Source organism: Helicobacter bilis, assembly GCF_900198365.1.
GTDB classification, from domain to species: Bacteria; Campylobacterota; Campylobacteria; order Campylobacterales; family Helicobacteraceae; genus Helicobacter_A; species Helicobacter_A bilis_B.
Map to the genome: position 1 here is coordinate 1 of NZ_FZMS01000052.1, position 15879 is coordinate 15879.

Annotated in this window: 15 protein-coding genes; 6 read left to right on the forward strand and 9 right to left on the reverse strand. The window is 35.2% G+C overall.

The genetic code is table 11. From position 1 onward, the window contains the following. Positions 1-369 precede the first annotated feature (369 nt). Together C6H08_RS07255 and C6H08_RS07260 are read right to left on the reverse strand one after the other, a co-directional pair. Positions 370-2316 (reverse strand): methyl-accepting chemotaxis protein, encoded by a 1947-nt coding sequence (locus C6H08_RS07255; protein WP_034563192.1) that lies wholly within the window; start codon positions 2314-2316, stop codon positions 370-372. 273 nt (positions 2317-2589) lie between these two features. Beyond that, a complete protein-coding gene (locus tag C6H08_RS07260) occupies positions 2590-3183 on the reverse strand; it encodes an outer membrane beta-barrel protein (protein WP_034579299.1) in 594 nt (197 codons plus the stop codon). A gap of 251 nt (positions 3184-3434) precedes the next feature. Here C6H08_RS07260 and C6H08_RS07265 point away from each other — a divergent pair, with 251 nt between their 5' ends. From C6H08_RS07265 to C6H08_RS07280, 4 genes are all read left to right on the forward strand, one after another. Then, a complete protein-coding gene (locus C6H08_RS07265; RefSeq protein WP_034579303.1) occupies positions 3435-3812 on the forward strand; it encodes a dihydroneopterin aldolase in 378 nt (125 codons plus the stop codon). A gap of 56 nt (positions 3813-3868) precedes the next feature. After that, the gene (locus C6H08_RS07270) at positions 3869-4969 is read left to right on the forward strand and encodes an ABC transporter permease (RefSeq protein WP_052099971.1); all 1101 of its coding nucleotides are present in this window, start codon (positions 3869-3871) and stop codon (positions 4967-4969) included. Between the two features lie 127 nt (positions 4970-5096). After that, positions 5097-5510 (forward strand): hypothetical protein, encoded by a 414-nt coding sequence (locus tag C6H08_RS07275; protein WP_034563182.1) that lies wholly within the window; start codon positions 5097-5099, stop codon positions 5508-5510. Positions 5511-5521: 11 nt separating this feature from the next. Next, positions 5522-8020, forward strand: coding sequence for an endonuclease MutS2 (locus tag C6H08_RS07280; protein ID WP_034563180.1), 2499 nt, complete (start codon positions 5522-5524; stop codon positions 8018-8020). Between the two features lie 234 nt (positions 8021-8254). Here C6H08_RS07280 and C6H08_RS07285 read toward each other — a convergent pair whose 3' ends face one another. The 5 genes from C6H08_RS07285 to C6H08_RS07305 form a co-directional block, all read right to left on the reverse strand. Continuing rightward, positions 8255-8737 carry a KdsC family phosphatase gene (locus C6H08_RS07285; protein ID WP_052092721.1) on the reverse strand — a complete coding sequence of 161 codons (483 nt, stop codon included), beginning with the start codon at positions 8735-8737 and terminating at the stop codon, positions 8255-8257. Continuing rightward, entirely contained in the window at positions 8734-9348 is a 615-nt protein-coding gene (gene hisB, locus C6H08_RS07290) for an imidazoleglycerol-phosphate dehydratase HisB (RefSeq protein ID WP_034579305.1), read from the reverse strand. Before hisB ends, C6H08_RS07285 begins: the two co-directional genes overlap by 4 nt. Positions 9349-9398: 50 nt before the next feature. After that, positions 9399-9626 carry a hypothetical protein gene (locus C6H08_RS07295; protein WP_138154561.1) on the reverse strand — a complete coding sequence of 76 codons (228 nt, stop codon included), beginning with the start codon at positions 9624-9626 and terminating at the stop codon, positions 9399-9401. Positions 9627-9674: 48 nt separating this feature from the next. Continuing rightward, complete coding sequence (locus tag C6H08_RS07300) at positions 9675-10559, reverse strand: menaquinone biosynthesis family protein (RefSeq protein WP_052092718.1); 885 nt, start codon at positions 10557-10559, stop codon at positions 9675-9677. 261 nt (positions 10560-10820) lie between these two features. Then, entirely contained in the window at positions 10821-12221 is a 1401-nt protein-coding gene (locus tag C6H08_RS07305) for a cation:dicarboxylate symporter family transporter (protein WP_104686153.1), read from the reverse strand. 279 nt (positions 12222-12500) lie between these two features. On the opposite strand from C6H08_RS07305, the gene C6H08_RS07310 reads away from it, so the two are divergent. Together C6H08_RS07310 and C6H08_RS07315 are read left to right on the forward strand one after the other, a co-directional pair. Further along, positions 12501-13790: a tetraacyldisaccharide 4'-kinase gene (locus C6H08_RS07310; protein WP_052100058.1), complete on the forward strand. Its 1290-nt coding sequence runs from the start codon at positions 12501-12503 to the stop codon at positions 13788-13790. A gap of 115 nt (positions 13791-13905) precedes the next feature. Further along, positions 13906-14178, forward strand: a complete 273-nt coding sequence (locus C6H08_RS07315) for a hypothetical protein (protein WP_004086770.1) — start codon at positions 13906-13908, stop codon at positions 14176-14178. A gap of 312 nt (positions 14179-14490) precedes the next feature. On the opposite strand, the gene C6H08_RS07320 is transcribed toward C6H08_RS07315, so the two are convergent. Further along, positions 14491-15159: a hypothetical protein gene (locus tag C6H08_RS07320; protein WP_034580499.1), complete on the reverse strand. Its 669-nt coding sequence runs from the start codon at positions 15157-15159 to the stop codon at positions 14491-14493. 54 nt (positions 15160-15213) lie between these two features. Next, positions 15214-15453, reverse strand: coding sequence for a DUF2443 family protein (locus C6H08_RS07325; RefSeq protein ID WP_005217906.1), 240 nt, complete (start codon positions 15451-15453; stop codon positions 15214-15216). Positions 15454-15879: the final 426 nt, after the last annotated feature.

The window sequence follows — 15879 nt, forward strand, 5'->3', positions numbered from 1 at the left end:
TAGGATTCTTAAAAATGCGTGTAAATGAGCTATTTTCACGCTATTTGATGTTAGTAACAGATGGTAGCGTAGAGTTTGATAGTCTCTTTTGGTGCAAGGTAGATGGGGATATATAGGCGTTAAGTTATAGCTAAATCTCGCAAGATTCTATGTTTGGCAAAGTCTCTCTTTTAGCAAACTTTTAGCAAAATAGGGTGCATTAATCCTTGCATTATTAGAATCACGCCTTGCTCAAATCACTCAAAATATAAGAATCTAGCCTTTCATTTTACTTTCCAAAGTTTTCAAATCTAACCCAAAACTTATAAAAATCTATACAGATTCCTAAAATCTTAGAATCTTAGCCTACAAACACAATACCCCAAAGCCCTAGAACTTCTTCATATTTGCATCTTGTAAAATATCTTGTGCGATGTGTTCTACGCCTAGGCTAATTTCTTGCGTGTTATGTGCGGTTTGCGTGTTATGGTTTGTTATCTCCTCTAGCTCAACTATACTTTCATTAATATGCTCAATGCCCTCCATTTGCACCTTAATTGCCTCACCCATATCATTAATACTTTGCACAAGCAAATTCACACTTGCCCCTATCTCGCCAAGACTCTTTTGTGTGCGTTCAGCCAAGTTTCTCACCTCATCAGCTACGACTGCAAAGCCCCGTCCGTGCTCCCCAGCCCTTGCTGCTTCAATCGCTGCATTCAACGCCAAAAGATTGGTTTGATCAGCAATCTCTGCGATAAATCCTAGAATCTTTTTAATATCATCGCCTTGCTGCACCACTTCTTGCGCCTTACTATCAACACCCTGCATAGATTCTGCAATCTCTCTTACAGCATTTGCTGTTTCTTCTAGCGACTTGCTTTGCTTCTGTGTGCTTTCACTCATCGCCATTACAGAATCTTCTAGCTCTTTTGCCTTAAGATTAAGCGATTTAGCAAAATCAAGGCTAGTAAAAAGCATTTTGCGTATCTCTTCGCCTAAATGCCCCACGCCTTCATTCATCGCTTGAAGTTCGCCTTGCAGATTCTGTGCTGACCCACTCTCTTGCTTTTGGAAGTCATTATCTGCATATCGCTTCAAAATCACAAGCACACGCGAGACATTCTCATCAAGGGAAGTTAGCATTTCATTAAATAGCACGCCAAGTTGGGTTAGCTGCGGATTATTCGCATTTGTTTGTATCTGCAAATGCAAATACCCCTGCTTGATACTCTCAACCGCTTGAAAAAAGTCCTCCAAACTCTTTGTGTCCTTTAAGAGATTATGCTGAATTATCTCTACATTTTCATTAATCGCCTCTGCCATCTCTTGAAACTCATCGCCGCTGCGGAGTTTCAAAGGATTCACACTTTTTTGCTTGTGATTTAAAAAGTCAAAAAACTCTAGCAAACTCTTTTTAATGCGTCTAATAGGCTTTAGCAAATACGCCAAAATCACATAGAGTGCCACCACAAGAATAAGGGCAAAAATGCCTAGCATAATGAAAATAGGCTTGTTGTTTTGACTAAGCTTATCGGCAATGCGAGATTCTGGGATAATGGAGCAAAGCAGCCATTGCGTTTGAGATTCTACCTTGCAAGTTGCGATATTAGAATCTAGTTTAAAAGTCGGCGTGTCCGCATTAAAGCTACTTTTTATCGCCTTAGAAAAATCATCACTTTGCAAAATCTTACTCTCATCATTATGGCTGACATAATTGCCATTTTTATCTATGATGATAATCTCTTGTTCGCTTGCATTCTTATCTTGTGCGTGGATATAGGCATTAAGTGATTTTAGGGCAATATTACTACTTGCCACACCGATGAATTTACCATTTTCAATAAGCGGAGAGGCAAAGCCAAAAACGGGGATTTTATAAGACGCCTGAATCCAAGACTCACTTAGCACTTCATCTTTAAGTGAATTTTTGGGGATTTGATACCAACTTCTTGTGCGGGGGTCATAGCCATCTTGTGGGTATTGATGCTTACCATTGCCACGCAGCATTCTGCCGCTAGATTCTAAGCCGATATAGGCAAGATTAAAATCCCCTGATTCTTGGATAAGGCGAAGATTCTGTGTCATTTGAGATTCATTTAAGCCACTTGCAAGGGCTTCTTTTGCAAGTTTGTTAATAAGGCGTTTTTTCTCATCAATATACACATCTATGAGATTTTCTAATTGCGTTACTTGCCTTTCTTGCGTCTCATACTCAATAAGTGTAATAGTCTTTTGCGCGTTAAAATACACAAACCACGCCAAAATGCTAAAACTCACAAGCACCATTAAAGTCGTGCTAATAGATACCTTTGCGTTGATTCCTAGTTTTGTCATTGAGTAGCCTTTTATATTATGATAAACAAGCAAGCGTAAATATCATACACAAAAAAACAAAAAGTTGTCTTTTTTATAGCATAAAAGCATTGTAAATATGTATTTTGTGTATTTTATGCACTATATATTGTATATTGCAATGTAGGTTTATTATGCTATTTTATTGTTTGATAAGGAAAGTTTGCGTTGATAATCTGACAAAAATAGCAACGCAATCATAAATAAGGATAAATGCCATGACAAACATGGCGAAAAGTGAAGTTAGATAATAAATTAGAATCTATACATATAACGCGCAACAAATGAGAAAGTCTCTTTTGAATAATATTCATTTTTATCACCATCGCTATAAAGATATGTGCCAGTATGTGCTTCTATAAATGGAATCTTACCAAGCACTTCTATCACATGCTCATTTTGAGTCCAACGCACACCAATATTTAATGCCATATCAAATGCTAGTGAGTTTTGATTACTAGAGCTACCCCACCAATACCATGAGTTTAACCAATACACACCACCCACTTGCAAACCAGCTATAACACCTAGATTCCCATCAGCAACATTTGTAATGTTATATATCACATCAGCACCAACGCCAAATTGCATAACATAGAAATTAGCCCCACTAAAGAGTGCATAACCACGCACACCCAAACTATTACTAAAACTAATATTCATAACCGCCAAGCACACCATACGCTGCGTTGTATAGCTATATTTAGAGATATTTCTGTTATATGGATTGTTCCAATGATACTCATTTTTCTGTTGCAAAAGCGAAGTCCCAGCTTGCAAACCAACAAAACCGCCACTTTTTTCCTCTTTTAACCCATCAGCATAAGCCATACTAGAAATAAGTGCCAATGATAAAACACTTGTCTTTATACTCTTTTTAAATCCTATGATTTCTCCTTAAAATTTGTAATGAAGTTGGCATCCTACAAAAAACAAATCAAGGGTAAATGGAATATTGTGTAAAGATATAAAAGTGTTAGGTTTTAATTAAAGAACACAGCTATTGTTTATTTATAAAAGTCTTAGGTTAAACGCAGTTTCTAAAAATTAACATTGATTCTATATATTAAGAACATTTTGAATAAGGACATATACAAATTATGAAAATGTGTATTTTGATTAAAGATTTAAGTTTTGAGGCAATCATTGGAATCTTACCTGAAGAAAGACAAAAACCACAAAAGATAAATATATCAGCAAAGATAAAATATCGTTATAAAGATTCTAAAGATTATCTAGATTATGCGAGGGTAGCAAATACAATAATGGAGTGTGTGCAAACAAAGCAATATGACTTACTTGAAGAGGCACTAAATGATATTGCTGCTACATGTTTTAAGGCATTTAAAAAGATTAAAACGCTTACGCTATACATAGAAAAGCCAGATATTTTACAGCATTGCAAGGTAGGAATGAGGGCGAAATTTCGCCGAAAGAATAATGGATTCACTTTCATGTTTGCGATTTCAAGAGATTAAGTCATATATTAAAATCCATAGTGTATAATGTGTGATTTTAAGGACTTGAGGGAGATATGAAGTATTTAAATCTAATAAAGCAATATCGCATGTTTTGTATTGTATGGCTTGTATTGCCGCCATTTTTAGGCATACTTGCATATAGCATTTTCTTTCATAGCATACCCACAGATTTACCTATTGGCGTTGTTGATAATGATAAAAGCTCACTTAGTCGTGATTTAACATTCTATATAGAATCCGCACCGGCTACACAGATTGCAAAGCAATATAACTCCCTACATGAAGCAAAACTTGATCTCAATCAAGGAAAGATTTATGGAATCGTTGTGATTCCAAATAATTTTCAAGCACACATTAGAAAAGGTGTAGGGGTAAATATTGGCATTTATTATAACGCACAATTTGTGCTTATCGGCAAGGCAATAAATAGTGCGATGCTACAAGCCCTAACGACTTTTAATGCAATAAGCTCTGTTGGTAAGAATCTCGCAAAAGATGCAAATATGAATATCGCAAAGGCGAAGGCTATGCCTATTATCCCAAAGATTGAAGCACTCTTTAATCCACGCAATGATTACGCGCAATTTCTGCTTACGATTATGCTGCCTTGTATGTGGCAGATTCTAGTGGCGGTTGGCATGCTAAATCTTATTAATACTACGCCAAAAAGTATAAAATCTCTGCTATTAAAATTTGCGTTAAACATTGGTGTAGCGCTCTTTTGGGGCATTATTATGCTTGCTGTTTTTGGGGCTTTAGGCTATCCTAGAGAGGGGAATATGTATATCGTCCTGCTTGGATTAGGGGTATTTGCCGGGGCAATATCTAGCATTGTAATATGCTTTCAATCAATCCTTAAACACACTTCCAAGACAATCAGTGTAATAGCCGCTTATACCGCTCCATCTCTTGCATTTGCAGGTATTACCTATCCGCAAAATAGCATGGAAGTCTTTGCGTCATTTTGGAGTCAAATATTGCCTATTTCATATTTTATGAAGCTGTATTTGCAACAAGCAAATTATGGTATTGATAGCGCGTATAGTCTGGATCTTATCGCACAAATGTTGCCATTTTGGCTTTTTTTGATTATAGGTGTTGGTGTGTATTATTTAAGGATTGGTGCGATAGATACGAGTATGGTTAAAAGCTAAATGGGTTAAATGTTAGAATCTAGACAGATTCTAAGTGTTTTTAGATTTAAACCCAAATCAAAAGTCATTTTATTTTTAATGCTATAATTTGACCTTTCATGTAAGCTAAGTCAAATTAGGGGTTTTTGTGCAAAACGCATTTGATTTTATTGTGATTATTATTAGCGTGTTGTTTAGCTTTGTGCTATTTTGCGTGGTTTTATATCAAATAGAGAGTGTAAAAAAAGGGGTTAAATATAGCATTGCAATCATAGCGTTTTGTTGTGCTTGTGGTGTGATTAGCCATGCACAAAAGCAAAGCATTATACAAGCAAAAACTATAGAATTTAAACAAGCTTTTTATAACAACGAAACACTTGTTTGTATGCAGGACAACACAGAAGTGCATGTGCATAAATCAAGCTTTGTGTATTTTGAAGAGTTAGGCACATTTTCTGGCAAAGATTCCACAAAAGACCCAAATGTGAAAGGTTTAAATGTGCCTATTCTCTCATGCACCCAGCATGTAACGACTTATGATTCTGATTTTATCAATGATTAAAAGAAGCAAATATGAGTAAAAAGAAAAAACAAACAGAAATTAAGCCTAAAGCCCTCACAAAAGCCACTATACAGAGTCTCCAAAGCACAACAGATTCTAATACACTAAAACTTCTTAAGCAAACTTTAATAAAGCTTGGCTTACAAGATTTTTTACACACTTTTAGTGCTTATTTCTCAAGGCAGATAAACACAAATACAACCCTTATAAATGAAAACGAGATTCTATTAAAAGATGATAAAACGCTCTCCCATATACTCCATATCCCCTCACATGAAAAGCTAAAGGCATTGATACAAACCCTTGATACTTATAGCAATATAGAATCTTTAAAGTTACCAAAAGTTGGTTTGCTTAATAATGAGATTCTAAGTCTTGCAAAAGGCGGGGTATTGCGACTTTATGATATTTTTCAATGCTTATGTATGGTAAAGTTTTTCTATGATTTTGCAAAAAGAGATGATATAGACAATGAGTATTTAAAAGAGTATGTAAATAAGTTTGTTTTCCCAAGTGAGATTACTTCTTTGTTAGCATTTTTTGTATTTATTTCTAAGCAAAGTAACACATCACCACAAAGCTATTTAAATACAGAAGCAGATAGTGAGCTAAATACCCTTTATAAAGCCCTTGAGAATAAGCATAAAGAAAAGCAAGAAAGGCTATATAGCATTCTACATACAAGCAATTTGCAAGAATATCTTGTTGATAAGCAAATCCACTTTTTTGAAGATAATGCAACACTTTTAGTGCGTACTGGTTATGCAAATGTCTTACATGCACGAGTGATTGGTCGCTCTATGCATGGCTTTTTCTACATTGTGCCTTTAAGTTTAGAATCTATAGAATCTCACATTCACATTTTACAGGACAAGATAGAAGAGCGGCTTTTATATCTAGCAAAGGAATACAGCAAGATTCTAAGCAAACATATACATTTTTTGCGTTTCATTAATACTGAATATGACTTTATGGATAGGGCGTTAGCAAGGCTGCATTTTGCAAAGGATTTTAACTACTCATTTGTATTTGCAGACAATAAAAACACTTCAATCACCCTGCATGAATACGCACACCCAAGCCTAAAAAATCCTATCCCTTTAAATGTAGCTATGCCTACAAATCTTTTAATGATTACAGGTGTGAATGCAGGGGGTAAGACTATGCTTTTAAAAAGCATTTTAAGTGCATTATGGTGTGCAAAGCTTTATATCCCCATGCGTATAAATGCGGCTAAATCACAACTCCCCTTTATGAAAAATATCCACATTATCGCTCAAGACCCACAAGATTCTCATAATGATATTTCTACATTTTCAGGTCGCATACAAGAAATTAGTGCATTATTATCGCAAAAAGATATGATACTAGGCATTGATGAGATTGAGATAGGCACAGATTCGAGTGAGGCAGCTAGTCTTTACAAAGTGATTTTAGAAAAGTTTTTAGCAAATAATGTAAAAGTGATTGTTACAACACACCATAAGCATTTAGCAGCATTAATGGCTGATAACATCCACACAAAATTGCTTGCAGCCCTTTATGATTACAAAAGGGCATGTCCTACTTTTAGTTTTGCAGAGGGCATAGGAAAAAGCTACGCCCTAGAGTGTGCAAAGCAGTATGGAATCCCACAAGAAATAATCGATGAAGCAAAAAAAGTGCATGGCGATGAAGCAAACAAGCTAGAAAGATTAATTGAAGAATCGCATACACAAATCACCAAAAACAAGCAAGATTCACTAAAACTTCAAGCCCTAATAAAAGAGCAAGATACTAAAATACAAGAGCTAGAACACACAAAAAGTAAGCTGAAAGCAAAGTTTGAAGAACAGAGCCTAACATTAAAAAGGCATTATAACGAAGCTATAAAAGAAATAAAAATGTTAGCCAAGCAATCAAGCGGGAATCTAAAAGCATTGCAGAATCTAAAAGAGATTGATACTAACACCTTGCAAGGCACACAAGAGATTGTGAAAAATATCCATAAACTTCTCAATAAAGCACATAAAAATGAAGCAAAAAGTCCAAAAATAAACATAGAATCTACGCAAAAATATAGCCTAAATAATATGGTGCAATATCAAAATAAAATAGCAAAAATCATCGCACAACATAAAGATTCTTATAGCATAGAATTACAAAATGGAGTGCGACTAAAAGGCGTGAGGGGCATAGAGTTAAAGCCACTAAGCCCAAAGCAAATAAAACAAGATTCTAATATTTTATACAATCAGGGCTATAAACTAGAGGCAGACATCAAAGCGACAACAAGGCTTGACTTGCACGGCTATACAAAAGAAGAAGCACAAATGCTACTAGAAGATTTTCTAAATCATGCCATTATGGCAAGATTTAGCGAAGTGCTTGTGGTGCATGGCTTAGGCAATGGAATCTTAAAAAGAATGGTGGAAAACTTTTTAGATTCTTGCGATTACATAAGGGGATATACACAAGCCCCACCAAACATGGGTGGCTTAGGTGCTAAGATTGTATATTTAAATGGATAGATGGGATTATATTAAATATCCGTTATCTTACACCAACATGCCTACACAGATTTGGTGTAAGATAACGACCAAATAGCCTTGAAGCGTTTAATAAAAACAAATAAGGCAAATCTTTCCACAGAGCGACATGATACTAGAATCTAAAACATTTTATACTTATAAAAAGGTTTTATGGGTAGCATAATCTCGCAAAGATATAATGCAATAAAAAATCACGCAATATCATATTGCAACCTAATCCTTTATATTCGCCAACATATTAATCATTTCTCGCACTGCACCTTCACCGCCTTTTGCATGTGTAACAAAAGAGGCACGCATTTTATTAATATCGCTCGCATCAGCTGGGGCAAAGCTATAACGACAGAATGCATACATATTCAAATCATTCACATCATCGCCGATACACGCCACATTATCAGGCAAAATCTTATATTTTTTGCAAATCTCTTTCAAGCACGCAAGTTTATCCTCAACTCCCAAATGCACTTCATGTATGCCAAGCTCCTTTGCCCTATGCTGCGTCAAAATGCACTGCCTACCACTAATAACACTCACAAATCCACCGCCCTTAATCCACTCACTAATACCCATGCCATCTTTCACATTAAAGCTTTTTGTCTCAACAATCACGCCATTTACATGTAATAGCCCAATCTGCCCATTTGTCAAAGTGCCATCGACATCTAAAACTATCATTTTTATCATATCACTCATAAACACCCCTTTGTGCTTGGAATCTGTATGGAAGCATTTTTTGTTATCGCTCGTCTTAGGCTCACCGCAAATGCTTTAAAAGCGGCTTCTATAATGTGGTGCAAATTTTTTCCTCGCTGCAAAACTATATGTGTGCTTATCCCAGCCTGCATGACAAGCGCACGGAAAAATTCTTCTACCAACTCCACATCAAATTCCCCCACTTTACCATAGAATCCATTCTGTGCGGCTTGCATATCAAAGAGTAAAAATGCACGATTGCTAATATCAATATCGCACGACACACAAGCTTCATCCATCACAACAGCAGCATTCCCAAACCGCTCGATATTTTGCACAGGAAATATAGCCTTATGCAATGCCCATCCAAGCACAATGCCACAATCCTCCACACTATGGTGCATATCGACTTCCAAATCGCCTTTGCATGTGAGATTTAAATCAATGAGTGAATGCTTTGAAAACGCCTCAAGCATGTGATTAAAAAAGCCAATGCCTGTTTGTATATCGCTTGTGCCATTCCCATAGAGATTAAGTGTTAAATTAATCTGTGTTTCTTTTGTGTTTCTTTCTAGTGATATTTGCTCTTTTTTTTGTGTGCTTTCACTCATATCGTATCCAAAACTTTAAAAATAGCTGAAAATTGCATTGTAGCATATTTTTATTGAGATGGGATATTTATGGTATAAAAGCGGATATATAAGCATAATTTCTTGTTTTTTTGCAATGTAAATAAAATTTCACTCATGCCAACATAATAAAAAAGATGTTTTTTAGAATCAATAGCTAGATATTTCATTGCAATACAACAACCACTAGAATCTAGATTCCGTAAAATCACCTCTGTGCCAACAGATAACTCTCGCTTTAATGAAGTAAAAATCAACAACAGATTGGTTGCATTTATTAAAACCTAGGTTTCACACACTTTGTAACTCTAACTATAACGCACTTTTGTATATTCTGTTGGGATAAGGTATTTTTCAAGTTTGATTGGATTTTTATAGATTCCGTGATTATAGCCTATTTCATAGAGTCTCTCTAGTGCTTTGGTTTGCTCTGTGCTTAGCGTGTGGGAATTTTCATTTGCATAGAGTTGCAAATATATATCAAGCTCTTTAGCATTAATTCTTACAAGGTTATTTTCAAGCAGCATTTTTGTTAAAATATCTTTGTGTTTTAGCCCTATTTGTATCGCACGGGTTAAAACTTCTTCTAGCATAATCGCACGATTCAGTGGTATCGATCTACGCAGAGCCATGCCACCAAGCGGCAAGGGCAAATCATCTTTGCATAAATCCTGCCATATATCCCAAATGTAGGTTTCTACTTCAAGCTCATTAGAGAAATTAAGGATTGATTCATGGATTAACACCCCGGCATCTACCTCGCCAGATAGCACACTTTGCTCAATTTCTAAAAAGTTTTTATATACAACACGCGCATTTGGATAATAGATTCTAAAAAGCATGGCGTTTGTAGTATGCTCTCCGCTTAGGGCTACTTTAAAATTGCGTTTTAGTTTCGCATTTTTGCGTTTTACCATCTTTGGTCCATAGCCCTCACCAAAGCTCATGCCTGTGCGTAATAGGGCATATTCATTGCAAATATGCGGATAAAGTGAAAATGATATAGCACTAATATCATATAAACCTTGCAAACATGCAACATTGAGAGTTTCAATATCAAGCGCACTATTAATGAGTTTATAGGGCGTATCTACCCAGCCAAAAGCAATCGCATAATACATAAAAATATCATCAGCATCGGGGCTATGTGCGATTGTATAGGCATGGTTTGCTGTATGTGGTAAGGTCTGCATAGTATTCCTTCTAGTTTCATGCGTGTAATTATAGTCTATTTTATGCTGGTTTTAATAATGCTATAAAACTAGATTCCAAAAAAAACATAGGCAAAAATTCTACAGAAATATCTTGCGATGGTTTTCTAAAGAATCTTTGCGTTGTGAGTTATCAAAGTAAAGCCAAAGAAGTTTATTAAATATAAATGACCAAGCCGATGTCGTAAATTCCTGCAAAGTCGTGCAAGAGACAACGCGGCTAAACAAGAATCTAAGAATCTATTACAACACCCTAAACTCTTCAGGGTGATCGAGTGCATAGCGGAATTTCTCCATATCTACGCGTTTATCCCAAATGCTTACAATCATACATGCAACAGCATTACCGCATAGATTCCCAACGCTACGCATTTCGCTTAAAAATTTATCAATGCCAAGTATTGCCGCAACGGTTACTGCTGGGATTAAGTGCGAGCCATCAGAGGTGGTTAGAGCTGATAGTGTCCCTGCAAGTACGATAAAGCCACTGCCTGTAACGCCCACTGCACCTTTAGAAGATACCATTAAAATGATGATTAGCGTAATGGTTTGCTCCAGTGTCAATGGAATATCAAAGGCTTGTCCTAAGAAAATGACTGCAAGGCTTAGATAGATATTTGTCGCATCAAGGTTAAAACTATATCCAGTTGGAATCACTAAGCCTACTGAAGCCTTTTGTATCCCTGCCTTTTCAAGCTTACGCATAAGGGGTGCTAGGGCTGTTTCACTGCTTGAGGTCGCAAAGACAACAAGCACTTCGCGGTAGATAAATCGCATGAATTTAAAGATATTCACACGCGCCATTGCCGCGATAATGCCTAGCACACCAAAGATAAACACAATTACAGCGAGTGCCATAGTTACAAGTAATAATGCCATACCACTAATTGAGCTAAAGCCAAACTTTGCAATCAAAAACGCCATCGCACCAAATGTCGCCAATGGGCTATACCAAATCAAAATTGTAAGCACTTTGAAAAATGTCTCCTGCATACTTTCAAAATACTTTAGGGCTGCTTCTTTGAAATTCTTACTTGTAAAAGATAGAGCGATAGCGATTAAAACCGCCATAACAAGCACTTGCAATGTTTTACCCTCCACAAATGGCGTGATGGGGTCATGGGGTATCGCACTCATTAGGATATTATAGAGTTCTCCACCTGCACTTTGCTGCTCCTTAGCACCCGCCTCTATATAGCCTTGAACACTTGCTGCATCAAGACTTGCAATATCAAGGTGCATGCCATGTCCGGGCTTAATAATCTCACCAAAAAAGACACCGATAATAAGGGCAAATGTGCTGACGACTTCAAAATAAATAACGGTTTTAAAGCCAAGTGAGCCAAGTGTCTTAAGGTCTTCTAGTCGTATAATCCCAGTAATGATTGTAAGGAATATAATAGGACCCATGAGTAATTTTAGCCCCTTTATAAATGGGTCAATGGTGTATTCCTTAGAATGCACTGAAAAATCATAAAAAAATCGAGTGAAAACAGAAGGGGTATCTGGACTATGAAAGCTTCCTATTGTCCCAAAAAGCACACCTAAAAATAAGCCTATAAACACCCAAAATACTAAACTTTTTGCAAGTTTTTTATTTAAAGGTTGTTTCTTTTTGTAGATTTGCGTATTGTTATTTACCATTTAGACCACCCTTTACATGTTTTTTTGCATTATAAAGCTTATAAAACCACAAAATACAGATAAAGTAAATAAAAATTATCAGCTTCTAAGCATAAATGTGTAAATAAGTGTAAGATTGTAACATATTTGATCTGTTGAAATATGCGTGATGTCAATTTATGGAATCTTATTTACTTTTATCATAAAGTCATGATAAAGAGACATAACAAATACACAAAGATTCTATAAAATTTGTCTTTTGTAAAAGTGCTACAATCGGTTAAAATTAAGGGGAAGTTTATGCAAATGGATATTAAACATGATGGGGAAAGCATGGAATCTAACGAAGAGAGAGATTCTAAAGATTCTATAAAATCTAAGAATATGAAATCTAGCAAGGAAGTAAAACAAATAGAAACCAAATCAGCACCAACAAATATCAAAAAAGATTCTATAGATTCTAATATCACAATAAAATCGAGTTTGAAAATAGAATCTAATGAAGCGAGGTTAGAGAAAGATTCTAAAGATTCTGTGAAATCTAATATGAATACAGAATCTTTGGTAAATACAAATACAGAATGCGATACGAAACAAAGCAAAACTACAGAATCTAGCGCAAACAAAACGGGCTTTATAGAATCTTATTTTTTCTATCCAAGTTTTTGGCATAAGATTCTAGCTTTTGCTTTATTGCCATTTTCATGTATATATGCCCTTATTACGCTGTATAAAAAGTGCTTTACAAAGAAAAGAAACTTTAATGTAAAGATTCTAAGTATAGGGAATCTTGTGAGTGGTGGGAGCGGTAAAACGCCTTTTTGCATTGCATTAACAAACTATCTACAAACAAAAGGATACACAGATATTTATGTGGTATTGCGGGGCTATAAGCGAAAATCTAAAGGCTTAATACAAGTAAGCAGTAATGGAGCGATATTAGTCAATGTAGCACAAAGTGGCGATGAAGCCATGCTTATTGCCATGCAAACAAAAGCTAGTGTGATAGTGAGTGAAAGCCGCATAAAAGCACTAGAATACATACAAACAAAAGATTCTAAACATAGCATAGTGATACTAGATGATGCATATAGGTTTAATTTTAATAAGTTTGATATTTTATTAGAACCAAAGCTAAAGCCTTATTTTCCCTTTGTGTTGCCGAGTGGATATTATCGCTTTCCAGAATCTTTTTATACAAAATGCGATCTGCATTTAAAAGAGGATAGAGATTACAAGCGAAGTGTGAGTATATTGTATGTAAAAGATTCTAATAGAGAATCCAAGTATATCCTAGCCACTGCAATAGCAAATCCTAGTCGCCTAAAGCCCTATTTACCAGAAAATATTATATATGAATACTACTTAGCTGATCATGCGGAATTTGATTGCAATACATTAAAAACACTTTTAGAAAAATATCATGCAACACATATTTTAATGACACAAAAAGACTATGTAAAATGTCTAGATTTTAATCTACCTTTTGCCTTACTTATGCTTGATGTAAGGATAGAATCTAGTGCTTTAAAAAGTATAGAATCTTTTCTTAACACAGAATCTTTTTTGCAAAGCAAGGCTAGATTCTAAAATCATATATTTTAGTGTGGAGTTAAAGGGTAATATTATAAAAAATATTATAAAATGGGATTTTTGGTTTGTTGCACCTGATACTTATTATAGATCGATATTTTAAGGGGTTTTTATGAGAATAGTATTATTATCCAGTATCTTTGTGTTTAGTTGCTTATATGCAAAATGCGATTGTCTTTGTGTAAATGGCAATGTAGAAGCAATATGCAGTAATGCCTATGAAGTTCGTCCTGTATGCACACCCAGAGTATGCCCTATCCCTCCACCGAGTCTAGAACCTTTAGAATCTCCACAACTCCCACCTTTAGGCACAACTTCATGCCATCAAGCACAAGTATATAATGAATCTACAAGGCAATATGAGTGGCAGAGAGTTTGTGAATGATTGCTATGATGCTGCTTAATACCTATATTTATGGACGAAACGCATAGTATAGTCAATACATATTTAATATTGGGGTGAGATGGTTGAGAGAGGTTTTTTGAGCATAAATCATAAATACTTCATACTTACAAATTAAGATAGGGATACTTAATTATTATGCATACATGAGGATTAGCTAATGTAAAATAGATTCTAATCCTGCATTTTACCATGAATACATCAATAAGACCTTATGGAATCTATCACATAAAAGTTATCATCAGACAATAATAGCCTTGCAGATTTTACTAGACATAATATTGGTGCATTAAACTACAAAAAAGCATATCCAGTCTTTGGCTCAACAAATATCATCATATTGCCCACAAGAATCCTTTGTAAGCTATTTGGTGTATGTAGTCTCTGTCCGCACAACACTTTGCTAAAATCATCAAAGTAGAAACGAAAAGTATCTCTTTCTTGACAAGTAGTAGGGGATTGCAGTGTTAAAGTTTGTAATCTTGTGCTTTCATGCAGTCTAAAATCAAAAAGTGCATTATCCTTGCAAAATCCTGTGATATTTGTGTTATTATAACCGCTCAAACATTGTGTCGTGCCAATATGCAATGCGACAATATCGCCCGCAAGGGGACGCCTATCAAAGTCAGTCGTATTTGCAAAACGCGGAGTGTCTCTATAGATCGACAGACTATTTTTTGTATAAATCCCACTTGTATGAAATTGCAACTGCCAATAAAAAGGTGCATTATTTTGCAACAATCGTTTAGAATCTACACGAGCAAATGAATAAATATCGCCAAATCCTATGTAGCCTAGTTTTGAGTGATCGATTAAAGATAGCATTCTTGCATGTTTTATCGCATAAAGCGTAGTGAGAGCTGCCCTTGTATTATTTGGCAGAGAAAAAGAATAGGCAAACCAAGCACTTGAAGCAAGTATGCTTACAATAAATAGTGAATATAGAATCTCTATGAGCTTCATAATAATCCACTACTCCATTATTTTGAAATTAAGAACTTTAGAAAAATACAATAATTAATACACGAACCATTCTTTTTTCAATTTATTTAATACATCAATTTCTTTTTTTAGTGCCATAACTTGTTCATCAACTGCTGCAAACAAACTCATATTTAAATGCTCTGGCATATCCAAACTACCGCGTTTAATCATAATGTAATCTTCAAGGCTAATCTTTGCCATATTTAATGCGATCGTAATCTCATCTTGAATATTTTCAATGTTTTTTATGATTTGATTAATGCGTTCAAACATATTTTCCCCTTTAAGAAACTTTGCATTATTGTAACAAGTTTTTGTCAAATAAATATTGCATATAAGCACCATGAAAATATATCATAATTAATATTGTGTTATTCATTCGGCATGATATGGACATGGTAAAAGTTAATTGTTTTTAACTGCCGAGTTAGAGTTATAGTTTCTAAAAAATGGCATTGTTTCAAACTTATACGGAAAGATAGATTTTATGAGATATGAAAGCAGTGGACCAAATTTCTAAAATTATGTTTACATTCTCCTCTAAAGTCATTGCAGGTATCATGTATTTCGCATAGCATTACAATGGTGTTTATGGAAGACAGGTTGTTGTTTTCACAGGATGTTTTGAAATCTCACTCTAAAGATTACTCCATTGTTTAATGTGATGTTTAAATTCACAATTCTTTTTTTACATCATTA

Excerpts from the sequence above, each read along its gene's own strand:
- C6H08_RS07300 (WP_052092718.1), bottom strand. The coding sequence starts at position 10,559 with ATGCAGACCTTACCACATACAGCAAACCATGCCTATACAATCGCACAT.
- C6H08_RS07320 (WP_034580499.1), bottom strand. The coding sequence starts at position 15,159 with ATGAAGCTCATAGAGATTCTATATTCACTATTTATTGTAAGCATACTT.
- C6H08_RS07305 (WP_104686153.1), bottom strand. The coding sequence starts at position 12,221 with ATGGTAAATAACAATACGCAAATCTACAAAAAGAAACAACCTTTAAAT.
- C6H08_RS07280 (WP_034563180.1), top strand. The coding sequence starts at position 5,522 with ATGAGTAAAAAGAAAAAACAAACAGAAATTAAGCCTAAAGCCCTCACA.
- C6H08_RS07325 (WP_005217906.1), bottom strand. The coding sequence starts at position 15,453 with ATGTTTGAACGCATTAATCAAATCATAAAAAACATTGAAAATATTCAA.
- C6H08_RS07310 (WP_052100058.1), top strand. The coding sequence starts at position 12,501 with ATGCAAATGGATATTAAACATGATGGGGAAAGCATGGAATCTAACGAA.
- C6H08_RS07265 (WP_034579303.1), top strand. The coding sequence starts at position 3,435 with ATGAAAATGTGTATTTTGATTAAAGATTTAAGTTTTGAGGCAATCATT.
- C6H08_RS07285 (WP_052092721.1), bottom strand. The coding sequence starts at position 8,737 with ATGAGTGATATGATAAAAATGATAGTTTTAGATGTCGATGGCACTTTG.
- C6H08_RS07255 (WP_034563192.1), bottom strand. The coding sequence starts at position 2,316 with ATGACAAAACTAGGAATCAACGCAAAGGTATCTATTAGCACGACTTTA.
- hisB (WP_034579305.1), bottom strand. The coding sequence starts at position 9,348 with ATGAGTGAAAGCACACAAAAAAAAGAGCAAATATCACTAGAAAGAAAC.
- C6H08_RS07270 (WP_052099971.1), top strand. The coding sequence starts at position 3,869 with ATGAAGTATTTAAATCTAATAAAGCAATATCGCATGTTTTGTATTGTA.
- C6H08_RS07315 (WP_004086770.1), top strand. The coding sequence starts at position 13,906 with ATGAGAATAGTATTATTATCCAGTATCTTTGTGTTTAGTTGCTTATAT.